A 24,688-nucleotide genomic window follows, 5' to 3' on the forward strand; every position below is an offset into this window, starting at 1 on the left:
GAATGGTTCCGGCGGCCGGCTACGGCTGGTCGCCGGAACGCCTCGGTGTCAGGGCCTGGACGAACGCGGAGGCCGGGGGAAGAACCGCGCCGTCCGGGCCGCGTACGCCGGGTAGCCCGGCCGCTGCATCATCGTCTTCTCCAGCAGGCGGGCCCCGGTGGCCTCGCTGAGGAAGTAGGTCATCGCGATCGGCGCGACGAGGGTGGCCAGGCCCGCGACCCAGCCGGTGGCGAGTCCACCGGCGAGCCACAGACCCCACCAGACGCAGGCGTCGCCGAAGTAGTTGGGGTGCCGGGACCAGGCCCAGAGGCCGGTGTCGAGGACCTGCGGACGCTCGTCCCGGGGCCGGGCCCGGTACGCCGCGAGCTGGGCGTCGCCGACGGCCTCGAAGACCAGCCCGACCACCCAGAGCACGGCGCCGGCGACGACGACGGGCCACCAGCGGACGTCGCGGACCATGCCGACCGAGACGGGCAGCGCGATCACCGCGAGGGCGAGGCCCTGGACGGCGAAGACCTTGCGGACGGCGACCGCGAGGCCGACGTCGGGCAGCGTGCCGCCGAGCACCTTCTCGTAACGAGGATCCTCGTCGGTGTGGCCCGTGCTCCGGCGACGGACGTGCTCCGCCAGCCGCAGCCCCCACACGGTCACGAGTGCGACGAGGATCCCCGAGCGGAGGGCGTCGCCCGCGTCGGCGACGACAGCGACGACGGCGCACGCGAGGGCGGCGAGCACGAAGCCCAGGCCCCAGGCGATGTCGACGACGACGACGCGGCCCTGGCGGCGGGCGACGAGGGCGGTCGCGGTCATGAGGAGGGCCGCGACCACGACGGAGGTGGCGACCGAGACCAGGACGGTGGACATCAGCGCACCCACGGCAGGGAGTGGGCCGCGCCGGGCCGGACCATCAGCAGCTGGTCGACGCCCATCCGGCCGTCCCGGAAGGCCATCGAGCCGCCGACCAGGTAGAGCCGCCAGACCCGGACCAGCTCCTCGCCGACGAGGGCGGTGATCAGCTCGATGTTCTCCTCGAAGCGGCGCAGCCACCCGGCCACGGTGAGCACGTAGTGCTCGCGCAGCGCGTGCACGTCGCGCACCTCGAGGCCGCTGCGCTCCAGCAGCGCGGCGGTCTCGCCGACCGGGCGCATGTACATGTCCGGCGCGATGAACGACTCGATGAAGGGGCCGCCGCCGGGCCAGCGCCCGGTGCGCGACATCTGCTGGACGAGCACCCGGCCGCCGGGGCGCACGGAGTCGTGCAGCACCCGCGCGTACGACGGGTAGTTGCGCTCGCCGACGTGCTCGCCCATCTCGAGGGAGGCGACCGCGTCGTACTCCGCGCCCGGCAGGGGCACGGCGTCGCGGTAGTCGCAGAGCAGGATCTCGACCTTGTCGGAGAGCCCGCGGCGGCGTGCCGCCGCCTGCGCGAAGCGGCGCTGCTCGGCGGAGATGGTGACGCCGACGACGCGGGCGCCGTAGTGCTCGGCAGCGTGGAGCGACAGCGAGCCCCAGCCGCAGCCGACGTCGAGGAGCCGCATCCCCGGCTCCAGCCCGAGCTTGCGGCAGACCAGGTCGAGCTTGGCCTCCTGGGCGTCGGCGAGCGGCTGCTCCGGGGAGGAGTGGTAGCCGCAGGAGTACGCCATCGTCCGCTCGTCGAGGATCAGCGAGTAGAAGTCGGCGGTCGTGTCGTAGTGGTGGCTGATCGCGCGGCGGTCGCGGTCCTTGCTGTGCAGCCGGCCGCGGACCCGGGCCTGGGTGGCGGGCGGTGCGGGCGGCCGGCCGATCAGGTCGAGCCCGATCGCGGCGCGCAGCGCGCCGGCCATCGCGCGCACGGACGGACGCCGTCCGGACAGCCCGCGCGAGCGCGCCACCGAGAACGCGTGGGTGAGCGCCGCGTCGAGGTCGCCGGGCACGTCGAGCTCGCCGGTGACGTAGGCCTGCGCGGCGCCGAGCTCGCCGGGGTGCCGGATCAGCCGGCGCAGCGCGTCGGGTGAGCGCAGCTCGACCACGGGGGCGTCGGCCGGGCCGGCGGTGGTGCCGTCCCAGGAGACGAGCCGGACGGGCAGGTCGCCTCCCACGAACGGGCGGAGGGCGTCGGCGAGCACGGTGGCGGTCATCGGGACTCCTCGTCGGGGCGGGTCAGGGTGAGCTGGTGGTCGTCGATGTAGCCGGCGGCGAAGCCGGCGCGGCAGTACTCCAGGTAGAAGTGCCACATCCGGGCGAAGGTCTCGTCGAAGCCGAGGCGCGTCACCTCGTCGTGCGCGGCGGTGAACGCCTCGTCCCAGCGCTGCAGCGTGGTCGCGTAGTGCGGCCCGATGGCGAGGTCGTCGGCGATCCGCAGCCCGGTGTGCGCCCGGGTCACCTCGTCGATCGCGCGCACCGACGGCAGCGCGCCGCCGGGGAAGACGTACTTGGTGATGAAGGTGTGCGTCGAACGCGTCGCCAGCATCCGGTCGTGCGGCATCGTGATCGCCTGGATCGCGACTCGTCCGCCCGGCGCGAGGACGTGGTCGAGCGTCCGGAAGTACGCCGGCCAGAACTCCTGGCCGACCGCCTCGATCATCTCCACCGAGACCACCGCGTCGTACGCCGCGCCGGGCTCGTCGAGCAGTGCCCGGTAGTCGCACAGGTCGACCCGCACCCGTTCGGCCTGCCCGGCGGCGGCGATCCGCTCCCGGGCCAGCTCCTGCTGCTCGACCGACAGCGTGATCGAGCGGACGTCGGCGCCCCGGGCCGCGGCCCGGATCGCCAGCTCGCCCCAGCCGGTGCCGATCTCCAGCAGCCGGGTGCCGGGGCCGACGCCGGCCTGGTCGAGCAGCCGGTCGATCTTGCGGTGCTGCGCGGCGACGAGGTCCTCGCTCGGGGAGCCCGGGTCGGTGAAGAGCGCGCTGGAGTAGGACAGGGTCGGGTCGAGGAAGGCCGCGAACAGGTCGTTCGAGAGGTCGTAGTGGTGCGCGACGTTGGCCCGGGTGTTGTCCTGGGTGCCGCGCTGGCTGCGCGGCAGCCGGGTGACCACGAGCCCGCGCAGCCGCTGCAGCGGACGCGGCACGAGCGTGGTCAGCTCGGCGGCCAGGACGGTCAGGAAGTCGCCCAGGACGCCGTCGCCGGGGACGCCGTCCTCGGTCCAGGCGCCGGTCATGTAGGCCTCGCCGAATCCGATCAGCTGGTCCCGGCCGAGCCGGGCGAACAGCTCGTCGGGACGCCGCACGACGATCGCCGGGCCGCCGCGGCCGAGCACCTCGACGTGCCCGCCGGCGTGCTCCAGCCGCACCGTGACGGCGAGCCGGCCGACGGCCGTGCGGAACAGGCGCTCCGCGACCCGGGCGGCGATCCCGCCGGTGGGGACCGGCCCGAGCGCGGCCTCGGGGCGGGGCTGCACGGGCACGCGCCGGGCCCAGAGCGCGATCCCGTGCGCCCGGATGAGCGCCGCGCCGCGCAGTCCGGCGAGCGGGAGCCGGGGCGGATCCGTGGGCACGCCGTCGAGCGTGGCGTCGAACCGGGCGCCGTCGTCGGTGACGAGGCGGACCCCGAGCCGGAGCCGGCCGTCGGGCCCGGGCGGCGGCGCGAGCACCTCGTAGTGGCCGTCGGTGCCGTGGAAGGGCGAGACGTACATGGCCTTGTCGACCACGACGCGTCCCTCGGCGGTGGCGGGCCCGTCGAGCAGGTAGGCGTGCCGGTCGCCGTAGGTGTTGTGCACCTCGACGACGGTCGCGGCGGGGTCGCCGTCGGAGCGGTCCGGCGGCCAGCACCAGTGCACCGAGATCGGGTTGAAGCAGTGCCCGAAGGCCCGCGGCTGCGCCGCCATCAGGACGCGCCCGCCGCGCAGGTCCGTCCCGAGGCCCTGCTCGCCGAGGAAGCGGTCGAGCCCCTCGCGGACGGTCAGGGTGTCGCCGGCGAAGTGGTCGCGACCCTCGAAGCGTCCCGGCACGCCGGGGACGGTGCCGTCGGCGGCGACCTGGTCGAGGTCGACGACGCTCAGGTGCGAGCGCAGCGTGAAGGCGTTGCGGACCGGCTCGCGCCGCCGGTGCACCAGGGTCGTCGCGTACGACGTCGCCGCCGGTGCACCGGCGTCCTCCCATGCGAGCCCGAGACGCTCCGCGGCGCGCAGGCCCGAGCGGGCGCCGTCCTCGTGGAAGCCCCAGCCGTGGTACGCCCCGGCGAACACGATCCGGTCGCTGTCGATCTCGGGCAGCCGGGCCTGCGCCGCGACGGAGGCGGGGGTGTAGCGCGGGTGGGCGTAGTCGCGCCGGACCAGCACGCTCGCGGGGTCGACGACGTCCTCGCCGCCGAGGGTGACCAGGTAGGCGGTGTCGGTGGGCAGCCGCTGCAGCCGGGTCAGGTCGTAGGTCACCTGGACGTGGTCCTGGGCGATCCGCGGGCGCCGGAAGTTCCACGACGCCCACGCGTCGCGCGCCTGCGGCATCAGCCGGGTGTCGGTGTGCAGCAGCGCGGTGTTGGCGGAGTACGGGATCGCGTCGAGCAGCTCCTTCTGGAGCAGCGTCGGCGCGGCGAGCATGCCGAGCGCCTGGTCGGGGTGCGTCGCGACGACCACCGCGTCGTAGACCTCGCGGCCGGCCGGGGTGCTGACCTCGACGCCGTCGGCGGTCTCCTCGATCGCGAGCACGGGGGTCCCGGTGCGGATCGTGCCGCCCGCCGCCCGGATCGCGTCGGCGACCCGGGTGACGTAGGCCGCGGAGCCGCCGGTGACGGTCCGCCAGGTGGGCGAGCCGAAGACGGCGAGCATGCCGTGGTGCTGCAGGAAGGCGAAGAGGTAGGCGGCGGGGTAGTCCAGCGCCGTGTCCGGGTCGCACGACCACACGGCCGCGACGAGCGGCTCGACGAAGTGCCGCCGGAAGTACGGCGAGAAGCCGCCGTGGTCGAGGAAGGCGGCGAGCGTGGTCAGGTCGGTGCTGCCCGCGTCGAGCAGGCGCCGGGCCGCCCGGTGGAAGCGCGGCACCTCGGCGAGCATCCGCAGGTACGCCGGGTTGCGGTGGTTGCCCGCGCCTGCCGGGAAGAGCCCGCGCCGGCCGAGCGCGCCGGCCCACTCCAGGCCGGTCCGCTCGTCGCTGATCGACATCGACATCTCGGAGTCCTGCGTCGGCACGCCGAGCTCGTCGAACAGCCGGCCGAGCACCGGGTAGGTGCGCCGGTTGTGCACGATGAAGCCGCTGTCGATGCGCAGCGTGCGCCCGGTCGGGTCGGTGACGTCGTGGGTGTCCGCGTGCCCGCCGAGCCGGTGGTCGGCCTCGAGCAGGGTGACGTCGGCGTGGCGCGAGGAGACGTACGCCGCGGTGAGTCCGGCGACGCCGGAGCCCACCACGGCGATCCGCCGTGGTGTGGGGGTGGTCATCACGACTCCAGCGGGAAGACCGCGATCGGCTGGGTGGTCGGCTGCTCCGAGCCGCCGTCGGGCTCGACGGTGATGCCGACCCCGGTGGCCTCGGCGGCGTCGCCGTCGAGGACGTACGTCGTGTCCGACTCGTCCGGCATCAGCCCGGCCGGGATCATCTTGCCGGCGGGCGTCTGGAGCCAGAGCTCGTAGACCTTGCCGTCAGGGGCCGGCGCCATGTCCTTCGTCCGGATGAGCGCCTTGCCCTGGCTGCGCGAGAGCACGATCGTCGCCTGCGAGCCGTCGGGGAAGGCCTTCTCGACGTGGGTCGCGTCGCCGGCCCGCAGGATCTGCTCGGCTGCGCTCAGCTGCGGCGGGGGCTCGGTACCGTCGGACCAGGGCCGCAGCACCGCCAGCCCCACCCCGAGGAGCAGGACGACGGCCGCGGCCGCCGCGAGCAGCGTCGGCAGCCGGCGGAACAGCGGGGTCACCGTCGCCGGCTCCCGGGTGAGCGGCGGCAGCGGACGGATCCGCTCGATGCCGGCCAGCACGTCGTCGCGCAGCGCGGGCGGCGGGCCGACCTCGTCGGCGATGCCCAGCAGGGCGGCGGCCTCGCGGAGGCTGTCCACCTCGGCGCGGCAGTCCGCGCACTGGCTCAGGTGCGTCTCGAACCGGGCCCGCTCGTCGGCGTCGAGCGCGTCGACGGCGTAGGCGCCGGACAGGGCGTGGTCGTGATCGGTCGTCATCGGCCTACTCCGATCGTGTCGCGCAGCCGGATCAGGCCGTCGCGGATCCTCGTCTTCGCGGTCCCGACCGGGAGGTCGAGAAGGGCGGCCACCTCCGTGTGGGTGTAGCCGCCGAAGTACGCCAGCTCGATCGCCTCGCGCTGGACGTCGGTGAGCTGCGCCAGTGCCGCACGCACCCGGTGCGCCTCGAGCGAGGCGTGGGCGGCGTCGGCGGTGACGTCGTGCTCGACACTCTGGTTGGCCTGCTCGTAGGCCAGGTCGCGCCGGGTCGTCGCCTCGGCGCTGCGGACCCGGTCGACCGCCTTGCGGTGGGCGATCGTCATCATCCAGGCGAGAGCCGAGCCGCGTGCGGCGTCGTACCGGCTCGCCTGGCGCCAGACCTCGAGGAACACCTCCTGGGTGACCTCCTCGGCCTGCGCCGGGTCGCGCACGACCCGCAGCGCGAGTCCGTGCACGCGGGGCGCCGTGGCGTCGTACAGCTCGGCGAAGGCGGCCTTGTCGCCGCGGGCCGCTCGGTTGAGCAGCGCGCCGAGGTCCGTGCCGTGCCCGCCGGCCGGCGCCCCCGCGTGGGGGACGCCGGCCGGCTCGCCGGGGACCGGATCCATGGACTTGATCCTTCCGGTTCCTGTGGTTCCTGACGAGGGGTCACTTGACCCCGGTCAGCACCTTGTCGATGACGTAGACGGTCGCGTTGGACGTCGGGATGTTGCCGCACAGGACGTTCGCCGTGACGGTGCCGTCGGTGACGGTCATGCCGCTCTCGGCGTCGCCGGAGATGGTCAGCTTGTCGCCGGCCAGGGTCTCCTGGTCGCCGACGACGGCCATCGGGTCGTCGTTGGCGCCGAGCACGTGGTGCGCCAGGACCTTGTAGAGGGCGCTGTCCTGGCCCTTCGACTTGCCCTCGGCGACCAGGCCGTTGAGGTCCTTCTCGGGGATGGCGGCGAATGCGTCGTTGTAGGGCGCGAACACGGTCAGGGCCGGCGCTCCGTTGAGCGTGTCGGCGAGGCCGTCGATGCTGGTGACCGCGGTGACCAGGGTGCTGAGCAGCGGGTTGTTGCTCGCGGCGGTCGCGACCGGGTCCTTGACCATGCCGTCGAACGAGCCGGCGCCGGAGGTCGGGATCTTCGAGCAGCCGGGGCCGAAGGTCTGGGCGCCGGCGTCGGCGTTGCCGTCGGTGCTCGGCGCGTCGCTGGTCATGCCGCCGTCCTGCGACGACGTGCTGTCGCCGTCGGCGGCCTTCGAGTCGTCGTCGCTGCCGCAGGCGGCGAGCGAGACGGAGAGGGCGAGCACGGCGGCGGTGGCGCCGGCGGTCCGGGTGAGCCGGTGGAGCTTCATGATGGGGCCTTCCGTAGGAGCGGATGTGCAAGTAGTTCGGCGTCGTGCGGAGATCGGATGGGTCCCGGGCCGAGAAAATTCTCAGCCGACCTGGACGAGCAGCTCGTGCAGCCCGCTGGCGCCGTTCGGGAACGGCTCGGCACGGACGGCGGTCTGCGGCTCGCCGTCGCCGGAGCGGGCGCGGACGGCGATCCGGTGCGACCCGGAGCCGGCCTCCCAGCGGTAGAACCACTGGCGCCAGTAGTCGTCCCCACCACTGGGCCCGAGCTGGGCGTCGACCCAGGCGCCGCCGTCGATCCGGACCTGGACGCCGGCCACCCCGCCACGCTCCTGCGCCCAGGCGACACCGCCGATGACGACGTCACCGGCGTCGACCTTGGCGAGCGCCCGCGGGGTGTCGATGCGCGCCGAGATCTTGATGGGGGCGTCGGTCGCCCAGCCACGCTCGGTCCAGTAGGCGTCCTGCGCCGCGTACGTCGTCAGGGTGAGCCGGGTGACCCACTTGGTGGCGCTGATGAACCCGTAGAGGCCGGGGATCACCATCCGCACCGGGAAGCCGTGCTCGCGGGGCAGGGCCTTGCCGTTCATGCCGACCGCCAGCATCGCGTCGCGCCCGTCGGTGGCGAGGGCGAGCGGCGTGCTGATGGTCATGCCGTCGACGTCGGTGGAGAGGATCTGGTCGGCCTTCGTCGTGTCGATGCCGGCCCGGTCCAGCACGTCGCGCAGCGGGACGCCGAGCCAGCGGGCGGCGCCGACGTAGGGGCCGCCGACGCTGTTGGACACGCAGGTGAGCGTGATGTCGCGCTCGATCATCGGCATGCCGAGCAGGTCGTCGAAGCTCAAGGTCACCTTCCGGTCGACGTCCCCGTCGATGGTGAGCGTCCAGTCGTCGGTGCCCACGACGGGCACGTCCAGCCGGGTGTCGACCCGGTAGAAGTCGCGGGTCGGCGTGCGGAAGGGGGTGATCCCCGGGACCTGGTCGTCGAGCCCGCGCGGCAGCGGCGGCGCCGGGTCGGCGGGCCGGGGCAGGGTCACGTCCTCGGGGCGCAGCCGCAGCGACGACACGAAGCGCCCCGCCGCCCCGCCGGCCACGGCGAGGGCGCCGAGGACGGCCGCCGTCAGCAGCAGCGCGCGACGACCGTCCTCGCCCCTCCCCGCCCGGCGGGCCTCCTGGGCGGCGCGGTCGGCGCGGGCCAGCAGCACCAGGGCCAGCGGGCCGGTCACGGCCGCCACCAGGCTGGGCAGCAGGTCCAGCGCGCCGGTCTCGGCGCGGGTGAGCACCGCGGCGACCGCGATGCCCACGAGCGCGACCAGGATCGCCGCGCCCACGGCCAGGCGGCGGCGGGCGACGGCGCCGGCCAGGGCCGCCAGCACCAGCACCCCCACCAGCACCGAGCCGACCAGGACCACCTTGTCGCCGGTGCCGAAGCGCCGGATCGCCCACTCCTTGAGCGGGGTGGGCGTCAGGTCGATCACCGCCGAGCCCACGGCCAGGACGGGGGACGACGCCGGGTGCGTGAGCGCGGCCGCCAGGTGGGCGAGCCCGATGCCGACCAGGGTCGCCAGGACGCCGTACCCGGCCCAACGCAGGTGCTTCCTCATGGGAGAGGTTCGGTGCGGACCCCCCGAGCGGATGGCTCCCCTCGGGTGCAGCCGCCCGACGCTGAGGAACAATGACCGGCGTCCGACCACACACTCGACTCGGGGGAGAGACACATGCGCGTGCCGGGCGTCGGTGAGCAGATCGGCCGCTACCACCTCGACCGGGTGCTCGGCCAGGGCGGCATGGGCGTCGTCTTCGCGGCGAGCGACCCGCGTCTGCAGCGGACGGTCGCGCTCAAGGTGATCACCGGGACGCTGGCGCAGTCGCCGGAGTTCCGGCAGCGGTTCCAGGACGAGGCGGCCGTGCTCGCCCGGCTGGACTCGCCGCACGTGATCGCGATCCACGACCACGACGAGGTCGACGGCACGCCGTTCATCGTGACCCAGTTCATCGACGGCCGCGACCTGTGGAGCTGGCTGCGCGAGAACGGCCCGATGCCCGCCCGGCAGGCGCTGCAGCTCTGTGCCCAGCTGGCCCGGAGTCTCGCCGACGCGCACCGGGTCGGGGTCGTGCACCGGGACGTGAAGCCGTCCAACGTGCTGATCCGCGACCCCGGCACGGCCGACCAGCACGCCTACCTCTGCGACTTCGGCATCGCCCGGGCCGACGGCATCGAGAGCCCGGCGCCGACCGCCGCCGGCACCGTCGCCGGCAGCTGGTCGTACCTGGCCCCGGAGCGCACCGAGGGCGAGCCGGCGACGCCGGCCAGCGACATCTACGCCCTCGGCTGCGTGCTGTGGGCGTGCCTGACCGGCCACGAGCCCTACCGCGGCACCGAGGTCCAGGTCGCGCTCGCCCACCAGCAGGCGCCCGTCCCGCGACTGGGCGGCGACTCCGCCTTCACCGCCGACCTCAACGCCGTGCTCGGCCGGGCGCTGGCCAAGGACCCGGCCCAGCGGTACGGCGACGCCACCGCGCTCCGCGAGGACCTCGAGCGCCTCGCCGCGCTCGCCCCGGCCGACACGCTCGAAGGCGCGCCGGGTGGCCCGGCCGGCCCGCCGGCCGGCACCGCGGTGCGCCCGGCCACGGTGGTCCCGTCCGCGCGCCGCCGCTGGCCGCTCGTGGTGGCCGCGGTCGTCGCTCTCGCCCTGGTCGCCGGCGGCATCACCACCTGGCTGCTCGTCCGCGACGACGACGAGCCGGCCGCGGCCGAGCCTGTGGCGGTCGCCGGCGACCTCACCGGCGACGACTACGGCGACGTGCTGGTCCACCAGACCCGCTTCGAGGCGCTCAGCCCGCTGTCGACCTGGACCGTGCCGTCGTCCGGGATGCAGTTCGGCGCGCCCCGGCGGGCCGGCGCCGAGGAGGGCCACCCGCTCCTCGCCGACGTCGACGGCGACCGCCGTCCCGACGTCGTGTGGCTCGACGAGGACGACGACCGGCTGTCCGTCGTCGTGGTGCCGGGTGACGGCGAGCGGTGGACGACCGAGCTGGCTCTCGACCCGGCCTTCGACATCAAGGACTACAACGCGGCCGCCGCCGACCTCGACGGCGACGGCAAGGACGACCTGGTCCTCTACGGCGACGCGGACGACGACTCCGACGGCCTGCACGTCGCGCTCGCCGAGGACGGCGGCTTCGCCGCACCGACCCAGTGGTACACCTCGACGCTGTCCCAGAGCCTGCCGGTGGCCGGCGACCTCGACGGCGACGGCAAGGACGAGGTCGTCTACTTCGCCCGCGACGACGCCGCCGAGGCGAACATCATGCGCGTCCTGCGGCCCGAGGACGGCGAGCTCGTCGAGGTCAGCGAGAAGGTCATCGAGGGCGCCGCCGTCAACCCGCTGTTCGTGAAGTGGCTGCCGGGCGACGTCGACGGCGACGGTGCCGACGAGCTCGTCGCCGCCAACGCGACCGGCCGGGCGATCTTCGTCTACGACTTCGTCGACGACGTCGTCGCGCCCCGGACCCGCTGGTTCACCGCCGAGGTCGGCCTCGACGAGGCGCGCAAGAACCTCTACGACAGCGGCATCGCGGGTGAGGCGCTCAGCGACGTCGACGGTGACGGCGCCGCCGACTTCGTCTCGCTCCGCTACGCCGCCAACAACGGTGCCGCGGACGACGGGCTGGTGCTGTGGGTCCAGCTGTCCGACGGGGCGTCGTTCGGCGATCCGGTGAAGTGGGGCGAGCTGGCCTGCGCGCCGGAGTGCGAGGACGGGTTCAAGCTGGTCAGCTGATCACGTGGTCAGATGATCAGGTGGCGGGCGAGGCGATGTGCACGAGCGCGTCGCCCGCGTTGACGATCGGTGCCCGGGTCAGCCCGATCACGATGCCGTCGCGGTCGGCATGGACCAGGCGCACCCGGCGCCCGAAGGTGTCGGAGAGGCCGCCGAGCCGCTGCCCCGTCTCGACCCGGTCGCCCAGCCGGACGTCGAGGTGCAGGATGCCGGTGCCGCGCGCCCGGACCCACGCGCTGGAGCGGCACTCCTCGGGCGCGGGATGCTCGGCCCAGGCGGGGTCGGGGTCGATCATGCCGAGCGAGGCCAGCACCCGTCGGACGCCGGCGACGCCCACCGCGATCGGCTCGGCCTGGAAGCGCATCGCCTCGCCGGCCTCGTAGAGCAGCACCCGTGCGCCGCGGTCGCGCCCGGCCTGCCGCAGCGACCCGTCGCGCAGCCGGGCGTGCAGCATCACCGGCGCGCCGAACGCCTCGGCCAGCTCGCGGGTGCGGGGGTCGTCGAGGTCGGCCCGGATCTGGGGGAGGTTGCTCCGCCGGTCGGCTGCCGTGTGCAGGTCGATGCCGACGTCGCACGTGCCGACCACCTCGGTCATGAACAGGTGCGCGATCCGGCTGGCCAGCGAGCCGCGGGCCGAGCCGGGGAACGACCGGTTGAGGTCACGGCGGTCGGGGAGGTAGCGCTCGCCGGTCATGAAGCCGAAGACGTTGACGACGGGGACGGCGAGCAGCGTGCCGCGCAGCGTCTTGGGCGACAGGCTCGCCACGATCTGCTGCACCACCTCGACGCCCATCACCTCGTCGCCGTGGATCGCCGCGTTGACCCAGACCGCCGGTCCGGGCTCGCGCCCGTGGAGGACGCGCACCGGCAGGCTGATGTCGCCACCGGTCACCAGGCGGGTGATCGGCAGCTCGACCTCCTTGCTCGCGCCCGCGCGGACCCGGACGTTGCCGATCGCGAACGACTCACGCAGTGCCATCGGCGCCACCCCCACCCGCGGCGCGCCCGCGGTTCTTGCGGCGCACCTTCCGCGGCGGGCGTCCGCCGAGGTAGGAGCGGCCGGAGTCGACGACGAAGCCCTGGCGCAGCGCCTCGCGGCCCACCAGCATCCGGAAGCCCATCGTGTCGCGGCGGGTGAGCGTCATCTCGGTGGTGATCGTGTGGCCGAGCAGCTCGACGTCGGTGAGGACGACGATCCGCTCCTGGGCGTGCCCGGTCGAGCTGCGGACCACCCGCCGGTCGTGGACCGGGCACTCGACGAGGACCGCGTCGTCTGAGGAGCGCTGCCACGGGTACACCGAGAACCTGACCCAGTCGACACCGTCGTGGGTGAGCTCCTCGATGTCGAAGGCGTGCAGGGCCGAGGTCCGCGCCCCGGTGTCGAGCTTGGCCTTGACGGAACCGACCCCCCACCCCGGCAGGCGCACCCACTCGCGCCATCCGGCAACCACCGGAGGACTGATTGAATGGGGCCTGACCACACGGCAATCCAATCAGGTCGGGTATGAAGCTCGCGATCCTCTCCCGCGCTCCGCGGTCCTACAGCACCCAGCGCCTCCGCACGGCGGCCCTCGACAGAGGGCACCAGGTGAAGGTGCTCAACACGCTGCGGTTCTCGATCGACCTGTCCGGCGACGAGCCCGATCTCCAGTTCCGCGGCAAGCAGCTCTCCGACTACGACGCCGTGCTGCCGCGGATCGGCAACTCGATCACCTACTTCGGCACGGCCGTCGTCCGCCAGTTCGAGCAGATGGACGTCTACACGCCCAACACCGCCAACGGCATCGCCAACTCGCGCGACAAGCTGCGCGCCACGCAGATCCTGTCCCGCCACAACATCGGGATGCCGGCCACGACCTTCGTCCGGGACCGCGCCGACGTGATCCCCGCGATCGAGCGGGTCGGCGGCGCGCCGGTCGTGATCAAGCTGCTCGAGGGCACCCAGGGCATCGGCGTCATCCTCGCGCCCAGCATCAAGGTCGCCGAGGCGATCATCGAGACCCTGCAGAGCACCAAGCAGCAGGTTCTCATCCAGCGCTTCGTCAAGGAGTCCAAGGGCCGCGACGTGCGCGCCCTGGTCGTCGGCGACCGCGTGGTCGCGGCGATGCGCCGGGTTGCCCAGGGCGACGAGTTCCGCTCCAACGTGCACCGCGGCGGCAGTGTCGAGCGGGTCGAGCTCGACCCGGAGTACGAGCAGGTCGCCGTCCGCGCCGCCCAGATCATGGGCCTCAAGGTCGCCGGTGTCGACATGCTCGAGGGCAACGACGGCCCGCTCGTCATGGAGGTCAACTCGTCGCCGGGCCTCGAGGGCATCGAGTCCGCCACCAAGCTCGACGTGGCCGGCGCGATCATCGACTACATCGACAACCAGGTCGCCTTCCCCCAGATCGACGTGCGCGAGCGGCTCAGCGTCTCGACCGGGTACGGCGTCGCCGAGCTCGTCGTCCACGGCGACGCCGACCTCGTCGGCAAGACCCTCGGCGAGTCAGGCCTGCGCGAGCGCGACATGACCGTGCTGACCCTGCACCGCGGCACCCTCGTCATCCCGAACCCCTACGACCGGCACGTCCTGCAGGCCGAGGACCGGCTGCTCTGCTTCGGCAAGCTCGAGGAGATGCGCTCGATGATCCCGGCCCGCCCGCGGCGCCGGGCCCGGGTCAAGAAGCTGCCCAAGCAGCCGATCATGGACTCCTAGACCACCACTAGACCACCGTGCGGCAGGCGTCGGCGTGGGCCCGGTCGAGCCGGGTGCCGATCGGGCCGGGGTCGAACGAGCACTCGCCGTCGACGATCGACAGCACGAGCTCGTCCCCCACCTGCACGTCGTACGACGCGGAGCCGGCACCGCCGAGGATCGCGAGGTGCCGGTCGACGACGGCGGCCGTGGCCGCGGGCGTCGTCCCGGCCGGCAGGGTGACGCTCGCCCAGCCGTCGTCCCCGAGCCAGACCGCCGCCGCGCGCGGGAGACCGGCGCGCAACCGGTGGAACAGGGTCAGCTGGTCGGCGCCGGGCAGGCCGTCCGACGAGTGCAGCGCCCAGGTGCCCTCGGTGCCGGCCTGCACGGTCCAGTCGGCCCGCGGGAGGTCGCCGTACTTCTGCTCGAGTGCGGGCAGCGCGCCCAGCAGCGCGTCGACCCCCGGCTCGGTGGTGACCGTGAGGAGCGAGTGCACGTGGGGCGCGGCGTCGACGTCCTGGGTCTCGAGGTCCAGCCGGACCCGGGCGCCCTCCAGCACCGGCAGCGCCCGCTCGGCCGCCTCCTCGACCGCGGACCGGTCGGCCTCCGGCTCGAAGCTGCGGAGGTGGACGACGTCGTCACCCCAGGTGACGTCGAGGTCGCCCTCCTCCCCGTGGTGGGTGCCCGCGAAGGCGGCGTACGTCGTCGACACCACGTCGACGACCGCCCCCGCATCGGCATCGGGCCGCATCGCGACGTTGATCCCGACCTTCCCGGAGTCGAGCGTGACCGGCTCGGTGTAGTCGAGGTCCGCCGACGCGACCCCGGGCAGCGCCGCGAGCCGGTCGCGCAGGCTGTCCGCCTCGCTCGCGTGGCTGGGGTTGGCGCAGGCCGCGGCGAGCGGCAGCAGGGCACAGGTCAGCAGGGCGAGCGCGGGGGGCGGCTTCATGGGTCCCACCGTTCCAGTGTGGCGCCGAGGGCGCCTGAGTACGGGGCCTCAGCCGGGGCCGCCACCTACCGCCAGGCCCCGTCCAGCGTCTCGTCGAGCGCGGCGTCGATGAGCGCGACGAGCGACTGCTCGTCGGCCGCCGGGTCGATCCAGCGGCCGTAGGCGTACTCGGCGGCGGCGAGCACCAGGTGCACGACCAGTCCGGAGCCGCCGCGCTCGGTGGCGAGCCGGACCAGCTCGCCCCGGTCGGCGTCGGCGATCAGGGTCACCCGGGAGCCGAGCTCGGGCGCGGTCCGCATCGCCGCGCGCCAGCGGCGCAGGTCGGTGTCGGCGGCCTCGGCGGTCCGGCCGCGGATCGCCGCCGCGAGCCCGCGGGCGACGGGCTCGTCGGCCGGGCGGGCGGCGTACGCCGCGACGATGTCGGCGCTGCTGGCGAGCATCGGCTGGAGGAGCAGGTCCTCCTTGCCGGCGACGTGGCGGAAGTAGGTGCTCGTCGAGACGCCCGCGGCGCTCGCGATCTCCTGCGTGGTGACGGCCGCGAAGCCGTGCTCGGTGAAGAGCCGCCAGGCGGCGTCCTGGATCTCGTGGCGCACCCGGGCCCGGTTGCGGGCGCGCAGGGAGGCCATGGCGGCAGGCTCGCAGGTTGCGGAGCCGCTCGCAAGTTGATAGAAACTCCCAACTTGCAATCGAATCCCAAGAATCAGGAGCAGGCCGTGGACGAGACCTTCGACGTCGTGGTGGTGGGTTCCGGCGCGGCCGGGCTGGCTGCCGCGATCACCGCCGCCGGGCACGGCCTGAGCGTGGTCGTTCTCGAGAAGTCCGAGCGCTGGGGCGGGACGACGGCCCGCTCCGGCGGCGGCGTCTGGGTGCCCGGCAACCCGGCGATCCAGGACCACGTCCCGGCCGGTGACCTCGGCGAGGCCCGGCGCTACCTCCACGCGATCGTCGACGAGGTCGACCCCGCCCGGATCGACACCTTCGTCGACCGCGGTGCCGAGGCGATGGGCTACCTGGCCGACCACTCCGCCCTCGACCTCGCGTGGGTGCGCGGCTACGCCGACTACTTCCCCGAGGCGCCCGGCGGTCGCGCCGCGGGCCGCTCGGCCGAGCCGCGGCCGTTCGACGCGCGCCGGATCGGCGACGACCTGGCCACGATGGAGCCCTTCTACACGAAGACCCCGCTCAACGTGGTCGTCCTGCAGTCCGACTACCGCTGGCTCAGCACGGGGCGGCGGCACTGGCGCGGCCCGCTGCACATGGCGCGGATCGGGCTGCGCTTCGCGTGGGCCCGGCTGCGCCGTCGCCGGCTCGTCGGTCTCGGCAGCGCGCTCGTCGCCTCGCTCATGGTGGGCGTCCGCGAGGCGGGCATCCCCCTCCGGCTCGGTACGGCGATGGCCGGCCTGGTCGAGGACGACGGCCGCGTGGTCGGCGTCCGGACCGGTGGCGGCGACCGGGTGCTGGCGCGGCGCGGGGTGGTCCTCGCGTGCGGCGGCTTCGACCACGACGCGGAGCTGCGGCGCACCCACCAGCGCCGTCCGGCCGGCCCCGAGCTCTCGCTGGGCGTCGCCACCAACACCGGCGACGGCATCCGGGCGGCCCAGGTCGCCGGCGCCGCCACCGACCTGATGGACGACGCCTGGTGGGCGCCGTCCATCCCGCTGCCCAAGGGTCCCTGGTTCGCGCTCTCGGAGCGCTCGCTGCCCGGCGGGATCATCGTCAACCGGCACGGTGAGCGGTTCATGAACGAGTCGCTGCCCTACGTCGAGGCGACGCACCGGATGTTCGGCGGCACCCACGGCCGCGGGACCGGCCCGGACGACGACGCCGAGAACCTGCCGTGCTGGCTGGTCTTCGACCAGACCTACCGCGACCGCTACCTGTTCGCCGGCGTCCAGCCGGGGCGGGCGCTGCCGAAGTCGTGGCTGGCGAGCGGCGCGATCACCAAGGCCGGCTCGCTGGACGAGCTGGCCGCCGCGATCGGCGTCCCGGCCGCGGGACTGGCCGCCACCGTCGCCCGGTTCAACGGCTTCGCGGCCGAGGGCGTCGACCACGACCACCACCGGGGGGAGTCGGCGTACGACCACTACTACGGCGACCTGACCAACAAGCCCAACCCGAGCCTCGGCCCGATCGCGAAGGGCCCGTTCTACGCGGCCCGGATGGTGCCCGCCGACCTCGGCACCAAGGGCGGCATCCGGACCGACCCGCGGGCTCGCGCGCTGCGCGCCGACGGTACCCCGATCCCCGGCCTCTACGCCGCCGGCAACACGAGCGCCGCCGTCATGGGCCACACCTACGCCGGCCCCGGCGCCACCATCGGCCCGGCCCTGGTGTTCGGCTACCTGGCCGCCCTCGACTGCGCCGCGGTGCGGCAGGATGAGGCGCATGACTGACGCACCCGCGGAGCTGGTCCACCTCGAGGTCGCCGACGGCGTCGCGACCATCACCCTCGACTCGCCCCACAACCGCAATGCGCTCTCCCGCCAGCTCGTCACCGAGCTGATCGCCCACCTCGGCACCGCCGACGCGGCGGACGACGTCCGCGTGGTCGTGCTGCGCTCGTCGGGCCGGGTGTTCTGCTCGGGCGCCGACCTCTCCGAGGCCGCCACCGTGCCGATGCACGAGGGCGCCCGCGCGATCGTCGGCCTGCAGCGCCAGATCGTCGCGCTGTCGAAGCCCGTCGTCACCGTGGTCGAGGGGGCGGCCCGCGCGGGCGGGATCGGCATCGTGGCCGCCTCCGACGTCGTGGTCGTCGCCGAGGACGCCACCTTCGCGCTGACCGAGGTCAAGCTCGGCCTCACCCCGGCCGTCATCTCGCTCACGGTCTTCCCGCGGATGACGCCGCGCGGCGCCGCGCTCACTGCCCTCGGGGGCGAGGTCTTCAGCGGTGCCGAGGCCCGCGACTACGGCCTCGCGACGTACGCCGTCCCCGCCGCCACGCTGCAGGCGCAGGTCGACGAGGTGGTCGGCCAGATCGCCACCGGCGCCGCCCAGGGCCTGCGCGAGACCAAGAAGCTGCTCGGCGCCGAGCTGCTGGAGCGGATCGACGCCAAGGGCGAGGAGCTCGTCGAGCTCAGCGCCCGGCTCTTCGGCTCCGACGAGGCGCGCGAGGCGATGACCGCCTTCCTGTCGCGCAAGAAGGGTTGACCTCGCCGCACCCCTAGAACCTGTTCTAGTTCTCGCCTAGGCTGCGCGCGTGGACTTCGCGATGGTGACCGCCTACCACCCGATCGACGAGATCGTCCCGCTCGCGCGGGCCGCCGAGGAGGCGGGCTTCGGAGCGCTCAGCCTGGCCGACCACGTGGTCGACCTCGAGACGATCGAGACGCCGTACCCCTACACCTCGGACGGCCGGCGGCGCTGGGACACCGACGTCGACTGGCCCGACCCCTGGGTCACCATCGGCGCCCTCTCGCAGGTGACCACGCGGCTGCAGTTCTTCACCTCGATCTACGTCTCCGCCATGCGCAACCCCTTCGTCGTCGCCAAGGCCGTCGGCACCGCCGCCGCCCTGTCCGGCGGCCGGGTCGCGCTCGGCGTCGGCGTCGGCTGGTGCCGCGACGAGTTCGAGCTGCTCGACGAGGACTTCGGGACCCGCGGCCGCCGTACCGACGAGGGACTCGACCTCATGCGCGAGCTGTGGCAGCCCGGCTGGACCGAGTTCGCCGGCGAGTTCTACCGCTGCGACCGCCTCGTCATGCGCCCCGAGCCGCCGGGCCCGATCCCGGTCTGGGTCGGCGGCATGTCCGACGTCGCCCTGCGCCGCGCGGCCCGCAACGACGGCTGGATCGGCGACATGGCCACCGTCGACGAGGCCATCGAGATCGGCGCCCGCCTCCGCGAGATGCGCCGCGTCGCCGGCCGTGACCCCGAGGAGCCCTTCGCCGTCGTCCCCGCGCTGACGGACGCCCTGCGGCCCGAGGACTTCGCCCGCGCCTCGCGCGGCGGCGTCACCATGTGCATGACGATGCCGTGGATGTACTACTACCCGCAGCACGCTCCGCTGGAGCAGAAGCTCGACGGGATCACCCGGTTCGGGGCGGACGTCATCGCGCCGACCCGCGCGCTGCTGGCCGGCTGAGGTCCGCCGCTCTGCGGACTGCCTCGACCTGTCGGGGCCTGGCCGTAGCGTCGCCGGCATGGACCGGCTCACCGGGCCGCACGTCTTCGTGGACGAGACGAAGCACCGTGACTACGTCATGGCGGCGGCCTCCCTTTCTCCGCGTGATGTCGCGGTGGCGCGCAGACACGTGCGGGCGCTGGCGCTGCCCGGGGCGGAGCGGGTGCACTTCACGCACGAGAGGCCCGCACGACGGCGGCAGCTCCTCGCGAGCATGCGCGAGATCGACGTCCAGGTGACGCTCTACGTGGCCCGGACGCGCGATCATGCCGCCGGGCGGAGCGCCTGCCTGAAGGCGATCCTCGACGACGTCGTCGAGGTCAAGGCCGCGATGCTCGTCCTCGAGCTGGACGACTCGGTGGCGGTCGCGGATCGGCGGCTGATCGCGCAGCGGTTCCGGTACGAACCCGACGTACCGCACTACCGTCAGCTGCGCGCGAAGGAGGAACCGCTCCTGTGGATCAGCGATGCCGTCGCGTGGTGCGCCCAGCGCGGTGGGGAGTGGGCCGAGGCGTGCGCTCCACTCGTCGTCGAGACGCGCCTGGTGTAGCCCCAAAAAGGCGCGAGCCCGGCTCGTTCACCGTCCGGAGAACTGCCGGGCCTACTTCGCAGGGCTAGTGCCCCTTGCGCCCACCAGTATGCCTCCGGGCGCCTCCGGCGTTCAACCCCCTTCAGGGCGGACCCCCACCGCCGACCCGCGCGCTGCTGGCCGGCTGAGGTCCGCCCCGCGGGCTCACCCCTCCAAGTACGTCGTCAGCGCTGTCACCAACGTCCGGTGGGCACGGTCGATGTCGACCGTCGTCCCGAACTGCTGGTCGGCCCGCAGCCCGCGCAGGGCACTCGGCAGCAGCGCCGCCACGTCCGAGGCGCGGTCGGCGTCGACCGGTGGACCGTCGAGCGTGGCGAAGAAGTGCAGGAACGCCTCGGCCCACAGCTCGTCGAGCCTCGCGAGCGAGGCGGACGTGCGCGGGTGCGACTCGGCGAGGACGTCGAGCGGCCGGGGCAGCCCGGCGCGGACGGTCTCGATCGCGACGCCGTACGGCGAGGCGAGCACCGAGCGGTAGAGCTCGGCCACCTCGGCGACCCGGCCCTGCACGGTGGCGCTCTCCGGCGCGGCCCACAGCTCGGGTCCGGCTTCGATGATCAGCTCGATCACCGACGACCAGAACCCGTCGGAGTCGCCGAAGAGGTTCTGGACCGAGCCCCAGCTCAGCCCCGCCTCCTTGGCGACCATGTTGATGGAGACCGTCTCCGGTCGTCCCGTCCCGAGCATCTCCAGTGCGGTGGAGAGCAGCTTCTCGCGAGCTGCCACTCCTCTTTTGTTCGGTTTGCGCGGCGGAGCCGCAGGCGTCGTTCTCATCGTGTTCCCCCCTAGGACGCAGCGATGCCTTGTTGATATTCAACCAACAACCTGGCAGCGCGCTACGTCTCCGTCCCGGCCTGTAGAGTTGGTGGCTTGCCGCGCCCGGGGTGCGGTGGTCAGAACACGAGTGCGGACGGCAGGGGTCACGTCGGTGGCAGATGAGCTGGTGGAGCGCGAGGTCGCAGCAGAACAGGCCTTCGTCGACCGGGTCTATCGGCAGCTGGAGCACGCCGGCCAGGCCGCCCAGTCGCTGGCCCGCGAGGGTCATTCTCGGGCCCACCTCGGGCACGAAGGTGGTCTGGTCGAGCGGGACGCGATGGTCTTCCAGGCCGCCAAGCGGATCGCCCAGCTCGACGCCGCCCACGAGGGTCTGGTGTTCGGTCGTCTCGACCTCGACGCCACCGTCGACGCCGAGCCCCGGTACGTCGGCCGGATCGGTCTGCGCGACGACCAGCACGACTCGCTGCTGATCGACTGGCGCGCGCCCGCCGCCGCGGTGTTCTACCAGGCCACCGCCGCCGAGCCCCAGCACGTGCTGCGCCGCCGGGTGCTGCGCAGCACCGGCCGCGCCGTTGTCGGCGTCGAGGACGAGCTGCTCGACGCCGAGGGCATGGCCGCCGCCGAGGAGGCCGGCCGCGCGCTGCCGATCATCGGCGAGGGCGCGCTCATGGCGCAGCTCTCCCGGGCCCGCGACCGCTCGATGCACTCGATCGTCGCCACCATCCAGGCCGAGCAGGACAAGGCGATCCGGGCGCCCTCGAAGGGCGTCGTCAGCATCTCCGGCGGTCCCGGCACCGGCAAGACGGTCGTCGCGCTGCACCGCGCGGCGTACCTCCTCTACACCGACCGGCAGCGCTACGAGCGCGGCGGCGTGCTCGTCGTCGGGCCGTCCGGCGTCTTCATGCGCTACATCGAGCGGGTGCTGCCGTCCCTCGGCGAGACCGCCGTCGCCCTGCGCAGCCTCGGCGAGGTCGTCGACGAGGTCCGCGCCACCCGCCACGACGAGCCCGCCGTCGCCGACGTCAAGGGCTCGGCGCGGATGGCCGAGGTGATGCGCCGCGTCTCCCGTCAGCAGGCGCCCGGCAGTCCGCGCGAGTACCGCGTCTTCTGGCGCGACGACCGCCTGGTGCTCGACCGTGGCCGGCTCGGCCAGGTGCGCCGGCAGCTGATGTCCCAGGGGCTGCGCAACAAGCAGCTCCCGCGCGTCTCCAACGCCCTCCTCGACGCGCTGTGGCGCCAGGTCCGTGGTGAGCGCGGCCGCGACCAGGGCCGCGAGAAGTTCAACGACGAGATGCTCTCGCGCCAGGACTTCCTCGACTTCGCCCTCGCCTGGTGGCCGCCGCTCGACGCGGCCGGCGTCCTGTGCTGGCTGCGCGAGCCCGAGCTCCTCGCCCGGGTCGCCGAGGGCGTCCTGTCCGCCGAGGAGCAGCGCCTCCTCGCCAAGTCCTGGGCCGGGCTCGACCCGAACCGCCCCATCAGCGGCCAGATCTCGATCGAGGACGTCCCGCTCCTCGACGAGCTGCGCTACGCCCTCGGCGACGTCCCGCAGAAGGCCGACGACGAGCGCGACGACCCGCTCGCCCTGATCGAGGGCGCGGTCAACATCCAGGAGCTGATGACCGCCGCCGACCGCGAGTACGCCCCCGCGGGCCGCGCCTGGCGCCCCCCGGTCAGCAGCATCGAGGACGACGGGTACGCCCACGTCCTCATCGACGAGGCCCAGGACCTCACCCCCATGCAGTGGCGGATGGTCGGGCGCCGCGGCCGCACCGCCTCCTGGACCATCGTCGGCGACCCCGCCCAGTCCTCCTGGCCCGAGCCGGCCGAGGCCGACGCCGCCCGCGCCGCGGCCCTGGAGCGCAAGCAGATCCACCGCTTCCACCTGTCGACCAACTACCGCAACTCGGCCGAGATCTACGCCCACGCCGCCGCCTACGCCGAACGCGTCGGCCTCGACGCCGACCTCCCCGACGCCGTCCGCCGCACCGGCGTCCCGCCCCGCGAGGTACGCCTCACCGACGGTGCCGACCTCGAGTCCGCCACCCGCGAGGCCGTCCTCGAGCTGGCCGGAGCCGTCTCGGGCACCGTGGGCATCGTCGTCCCGGTCGCCCGGCGCTCGGAGGTCAACGCCTGGCTGGCCTCCTGGCCCGAGCTCGCCTCCGACGCCGCCGGCGCCCGCGCCGCCGTCGACTCCTCGGTCACGCCCTCGGGCGACGACCGGGTCGTCGTCCTGACCGGGCTCGACACGAAGGGGCTGGAGTTCGACGGCATCGTCGTCGTCCGGCCGCAGGAGATCGAGGACGAGTCGCAGACCGGGCGGGCGACGCTGTACGTCGTCCTGACCCGGGCGACGCAGCTGCTCACCACGATCAGCTGAGCTGAGGACACGCCGGCGAGTCCCCGCCGACGTAGCATGAGCCCATGGAGCGCCGCGACGACGAGCCCCGCGACGACGACGAGGGTGCCGTCGCCTGGACCCAGGCCGAGCACATCCCCGCCGACGCGCGCCGGATGGGCCTGAGCCGGTCGGTGCCCGACGGCGCGCTGCTCGAGCTGGCCGGCTCGCTCGACAGCGGCAAGCGCTCGCACCGGATCGTCGCGTGGGTGCTGCTGTTCGCGTTCGCCGTGCCGGTGCTGCTGAGCCTGCTCAGCTTGCTGCGCTGACCGCGTCGCCCCCCTCCGGGCGACAGCGTGCCTGACACCCGACCCCGATGCGGGGGTCATTCTCCCTCGACGGCGCCTGGTTGGTGGCTGGGGACGCGCGCCGCGACCTAGTGTCGCCGCACAGGCGCCGACAACTCGGGCAGCTCGGCGTTTCCGCCGCGTCCGGTCAGCGCAGTCGACGGAGGGGGTCGGAAGTGAATTGCGCCGTGACCAGGCCGGGCGCACGGTCGGGTGGGACCGACACCGGGCACGGGGGCCGGAACGCTGCCGGGGTCGGGGTCGCGGCGGCGTGAGGAACGGTGGGGTGGTGCGCCGGCCGAGGCCGGCGGACCACGGGGGGATGTCGTGAGCCGTCCTGCGGTGGGCGCGCAGCGCTACGAGTGGCGGATCGCCGTCGTCGAGGACCACCTGCTCCAGCGCAAGCGGACCGAGGAGCTGCTCCACGCGCAGTCCGGCCTGAGTGTGGTGTGGTCGGGGGAGACCTTCCCCGAGTTCACCGCCTGGTTGGACGACGCGCCTGAGTCGCGACGGCCGCACCTGGTGGTCCTCGACCTCATGGTCGAGCGCGGGCCGAGTGTCGACCCGGCGCGGGTCCGCGAGCTCACCCGGTCGGGGGTCCGGGTGCTGGTCCTCTCGGCGATGGGCTCGCCCGAGCTGGTCCGCAAGATCCTGCAGGCCGGGATCGGCGGCATCGTCGGCAAGCGGGACCCCGAGGAGGACATCGTCGCCGCGATCTGGACGGTGCTGGGCCGCGGTCAGTGGCTGACGCCCGAGCTGGCGAGCGTGATCGCCGGGGACGCCGACCGTCCGCGACTCAGCGACCAGGAGGAGCGGGCGCTCGTCCTCTATGCCTCCGGCCTGACGCTCGATGCGGTCGCGACGGCGCTCGGTGTCAGGAAGGACACCGCGAAGAAGTACCTCAGCCGGGTCAAGGCGAAGTACGCCGCGGCGGGTCGTCCGGCGAGCACGAAGCTCGAGCTCAACGCGATCGCCCAGCAGGACGGATACCTCGATCCACCCGCGCGGGTCTGACCGGCAGAGCCAGGACCCCCGAACGTGGGGCATTTGCCCGTTCCTCCTGGGAAACGCCGACGCCCACCGGCGGCGCACCTCATGATGCAGGGGCTCGCCTGCACGCCCGCCGGTGAGTCCGTGGTCATCCGGGGGAACGTCCTGCGGCCACGGCACGAGGAGCTGGGAGAGACGGTGCCTGATCGGGAGGTGGAGGTGCTCACCGCGATCGAGCTCGCCGGCCTGCTGGCGGAGGGTCGCTTCCCGGCGGACGCCGACGGCGCGTCGCGGTCCGGCGCGCTCCTGCTGAAGGTGCTCGTGCACATGAGCCAGCACGCCTGCTCGCCGACGACCACCGTCGAGTCGATCGCCGCCGCCCACGGGGTCACCCGCCGCGCCCTGGAGCTGCACTTCGCCAAGGTGGGGGCGACCCCGGCGACGATGCTGCGCTCGTTCCGGATCGGCCGGGCGAGCGGCCTGATGCTGAAGGGCGACCGGCCGGAGCAGGTGGCGACGATCGCCGAGCGCGCCGGGTTCGGGAGCGTCTCGGCCCTGTCCCGCGCCTTCCAGCGGGAGACGGGCATGACCCCGGCGGCCTGGCGCCGTCAGTACCGCAGCCTCACCGGCTGAGCGGACCGGCTGAGCGGAGCAGCGGCCGGGAAGGCCGTTGTGCAACCTGCCAACGCCTCCCGGCAAGGTTGTGCAGCCGACCCGAGA

General features: G+C 73.8%; 22 protein-coding genes. 10 read left to right on the forward strand and 12 right to left on the reverse strand.

The window, feature by feature from the left end; all coding sequences use genetic code 11:
• Positions 1-48: 48 nt before the first annotated feature.
• The 7 genes from BM223_RS19190 to BM223_RS19225 form a co-directional block, all read right to left on the reverse strand.
• Positions 49-864 (reverse strand): DUF1295 domain-containing protein, encoded by an 816-nt coding sequence (locus BM223_RS19190; protein WP_038683096.1) that lies wholly within the window; start codon positions 862-864, stop codon positions 49-51.
• The gene (locus BM223_RS19195) at positions 864-2,117 is read right to left on the reverse strand and encodes an SAM-dependent methyltransferase (RefSeq protein ID WP_038676013.1); all 1,254 of its coding nucleotides are present in this window, start codon (positions 2,115-2,117) and stop codon (positions 864-866) included. The genes BM223_RS19190 and BM223_RS19195 overlap by 1 nt, the downstream gene beginning before the upstream one ends.
• The gene (locus BM223_RS29865) at positions 2,114-5,350 is read right to left on the reverse strand and encodes an FAD-dependent oxidoreductase (protein ID WP_082003490.1); all 3,237 of its coding nucleotides are present in this window, start codon (positions 5,348-5,350) and stop codon (positions 2,114-2,116) included. The genes BM223_RS19195 and BM223_RS29865 overlap by 4 nt, the downstream gene beginning before the upstream one ends.
• Positions 5,350-6,075: an anti-sigma factor gene (locus BM223_RS19210; RefSeq protein ID WP_038676015.1), complete on the reverse strand. Its 726-nt coding sequence runs from the start codon at positions 6,073-6,075 to the stop codon at positions 5,350-5,352. Before BM223_RS19210 ends, BM223_RS29865 begins: the two co-directional genes overlap by 1 nt.
• The gene (gene sigK / locus BM223_RS19215) at positions 6,072-6,680 is read right to left on the reverse strand and encodes an ECF RNA polymerase sigma factor SigK (protein WP_038676016.1); all 609 of its coding nucleotides are present in this window, start codon (positions 6,678-6,680) and stop codon (positions 6,072-6,074) included. Before sigK ends, BM223_RS19210 begins: the two co-directional genes overlap by 4 nt.
• 40 nt (positions 6,681-6,720) lie before the next feature.
• Positions 6,721-7,410, reverse strand: coding sequence for a fasciclin domain-containing protein (locus BM223_RS19220; protein WP_038676018.1), 690 nt, complete (start codon positions 7,408-7,410; stop codon positions 6,721-6,723).
• 81 nt (positions 7,411-7,491) lie between these two features.
• A complete protein-coding gene (locus BM223_RS19225; RefSeq protein ID WP_038676021.1) occupies positions 7,492-9,012 on the reverse strand; it encodes a molybdopterin-dependent oxidoreductase in 1,521 nt (506 codons plus the stop codon).
• A gap of 114 nt (positions 9,013-9,126) precedes the next feature.
• Between BM223_RS19225 and BM223_RS19230 the strand changes: the two genes are divergently transcribed.
• Complete coding sequence (locus BM223_RS19230; RefSeq protein WP_052138100.1) at positions 9,127-11,190, forward strand: serine/threonine-protein kinase; 2,064 nt, start codon at positions 9,127-9,129, stop codon at positions 11,188-11,190.
• Positions 11,191-11,206: 16 nt separating this feature from the next.
• On the opposite strand, the gene BM223_RS19235 is transcribed toward BM223_RS19230, so the two are convergent.
• The gene (locus tag BM223_RS19235; RefSeq protein ID WP_038683103.1) at positions 11,207-12,169 is read right to left on the reverse strand and encodes a succinylglutamate desuccinylase/aspartoacylase family protein; all 963 of its coding nucleotides are present in this window, start codon (positions 12,167-12,169) and stop codon (positions 11,207-11,209) included.
• Positions 12,156-12,641, reverse strand: a complete 486-nt coding sequence (locus BM223_RS19240) for an ATP-dependent zinc protease family protein (RefSeq protein WP_235319097.1) — start codon at positions 12,639-12,641, stop codon at positions 12,156-12,158. Before BM223_RS19240 ends, BM223_RS19235 begins: the two co-directional genes overlap by 14 nt.
• A gap of 53 nt (positions 12,642-12,694) precedes the next feature.
• On the opposite strand from BM223_RS19240, the gene BM223_RS19245 reads away from it, so the two are divergent.
• Positions 12,695-13,885 carry a RimK family alpha-L-glutamate ligase gene (locus BM223_RS19245; RefSeq protein ID WP_038676022.1) on the forward strand — a complete coding sequence of 397 codons (1,191 nt, stop codon included), beginning with the start codon at positions 12,695-12,697 and terminating at the stop codon, positions 13,883-13,885.
• Between the two features lie 7 nt (positions 13,886-13,892).
• Here BM223_RS19245 and BM223_RS19250 read toward each other — a convergent pair whose 3' ends face one another.
• Positions 13,893-14,813 carry a hypothetical protein gene (locus tag BM223_RS19250; RefSeq protein WP_038676023.1) on the reverse strand — a complete coding sequence of 307 codons (921 nt, stop codon included), beginning with the start codon at positions 14,811-14,813 and terminating at the stop codon, positions 13,893-13,895.
• A gap of 65 nt (positions 14,814-14,878) precedes the next feature.
• On the reverse strand, positions 14,879-15,439 hold the full coding sequence (locus tag BM223_RS19255) for a TetR/AcrR family transcriptional regulator (RefSeq protein WP_038676024.1): 561 nt from the start codon (positions 15,437-15,439) through the stop codon (positions 14,879-14,881).
• 87 nt (positions 15,440-15,526) lie between these two features.
• Between BM223_RS19255 and kstD the strand changes: the two genes are divergently transcribed.
• The 4 genes from kstD to BM223_RS19275 are packed head-to-tail and all read left to right on the forward strand — an operon-like array spanning position 15,527 to position 19,483.
• Entirely contained in the window at positions 15,527-17,206 is a 1,680-nt protein-coding gene (gene kstD, locus BM223_RS19260) for a 3-oxosteroid 1-dehydrogenase (RefSeq protein ID WP_200887050.1), read from the forward strand.
• Positions 17,199-17,960, forward strand: a complete 762-nt coding sequence (locus tag BM223_RS19265; protein WP_141267662.1) for an enoyl-CoA hydratase-related protein — start codon at positions 17,199-17,201, stop codon at positions 17,958-17,960. Before kstD ends, BM223_RS19265 begins: the two co-directional genes overlap by 8 nt.
• A 49-nt stretch (positions 17,961-18,009) precedes the next feature.
• Entirely contained in the window at positions 18,010-18,894 is an 885-nt protein-coding gene (locus BM223_RS19270) for a TIGR03619 family F420-dependent LLM class oxidoreductase (RefSeq protein ID WP_038676030.1), read from the forward strand.
• Between the two features lie 58 nt (positions 18,895-18,952).
• Positions 18,953-19,483 (forward strand): hypothetical protein, encoded by a 531-nt coding sequence (locus tag BM223_RS19275; RefSeq protein ID WP_038676032.1) that lies wholly within the window; start codon positions 18,953-18,955, stop codon positions 19,481-19,483.
• Positions 19,484-19,666: 183 nt separating this feature from the next.
• On the opposite strand, the gene BM223_RS19280 is transcribed toward BM223_RS19275, so the two are convergent.
• Entirely contained in the window at positions 19,667-20,245 is a 579-nt protein-coding gene (locus BM223_RS19280; RefSeq protein WP_082003492.1) for a TetR/AcrR family transcriptional regulator, read from the reverse strand.
• 202 nt (positions 20,246-20,447) lie between these two features.
• On the opposite strand from BM223_RS19280, the gene BM223_RS19285 reads away from it, so the two are divergent.
• From BM223_RS19285 to BM223_RS19300, 4 genes are all read left to right on the forward strand, one after another.
• Positions 20,448-22,673 (forward strand): HelD family protein, encoded by a 2,226-nt coding sequence (locus BM223_RS19285; RefSeq protein ID WP_038676037.1) that lies wholly within the window; start codon positions 20,448-20,450, stop codon positions 22,671-22,673.
• Between the two features lie 44 nt (positions 22,674-22,717).
• Entirely contained in the window at positions 22,718-22,960 is a 243-nt protein-coding gene (locus BM223_RS19290; RefSeq protein ID WP_052138101.1) for a hypothetical protein, read from the forward strand.
• A 345-nt stretch (positions 22,961-23,305) separates the two neighbouring features.
• Positions 23,306-23,992 (forward strand): response regulator, encoded by a 687-nt coding sequence (locus tag BM223_RS19295; RefSeq protein WP_158510150.1) that lies wholly within the window; start codon positions 23,306-23,308, stop codon positions 23,990-23,992.
• A 174-nt stretch (positions 23,993-24,166) separates the two neighbouring features.
• A complete protein-coding gene (locus tag BM223_RS19300; protein WP_158510151.1) occupies positions 24,167-24,601 on the forward strand; it encodes a helix-turn-helix domain-containing protein in 435 nt (144 codons plus the stop codon).
• The last annotated feature ends 87 nt before the right edge of the window (positions 24,602-24,688 follow it).

The organism is Pimelobacter simplex (assembly GCF_900114845.1).
Classification (GTDB): Bacteria; Actinomycetota; Actinomycetes; order Propionibacteriales; family Nocardioidaceae; genus Nocardioides; species Nocardioides simplex.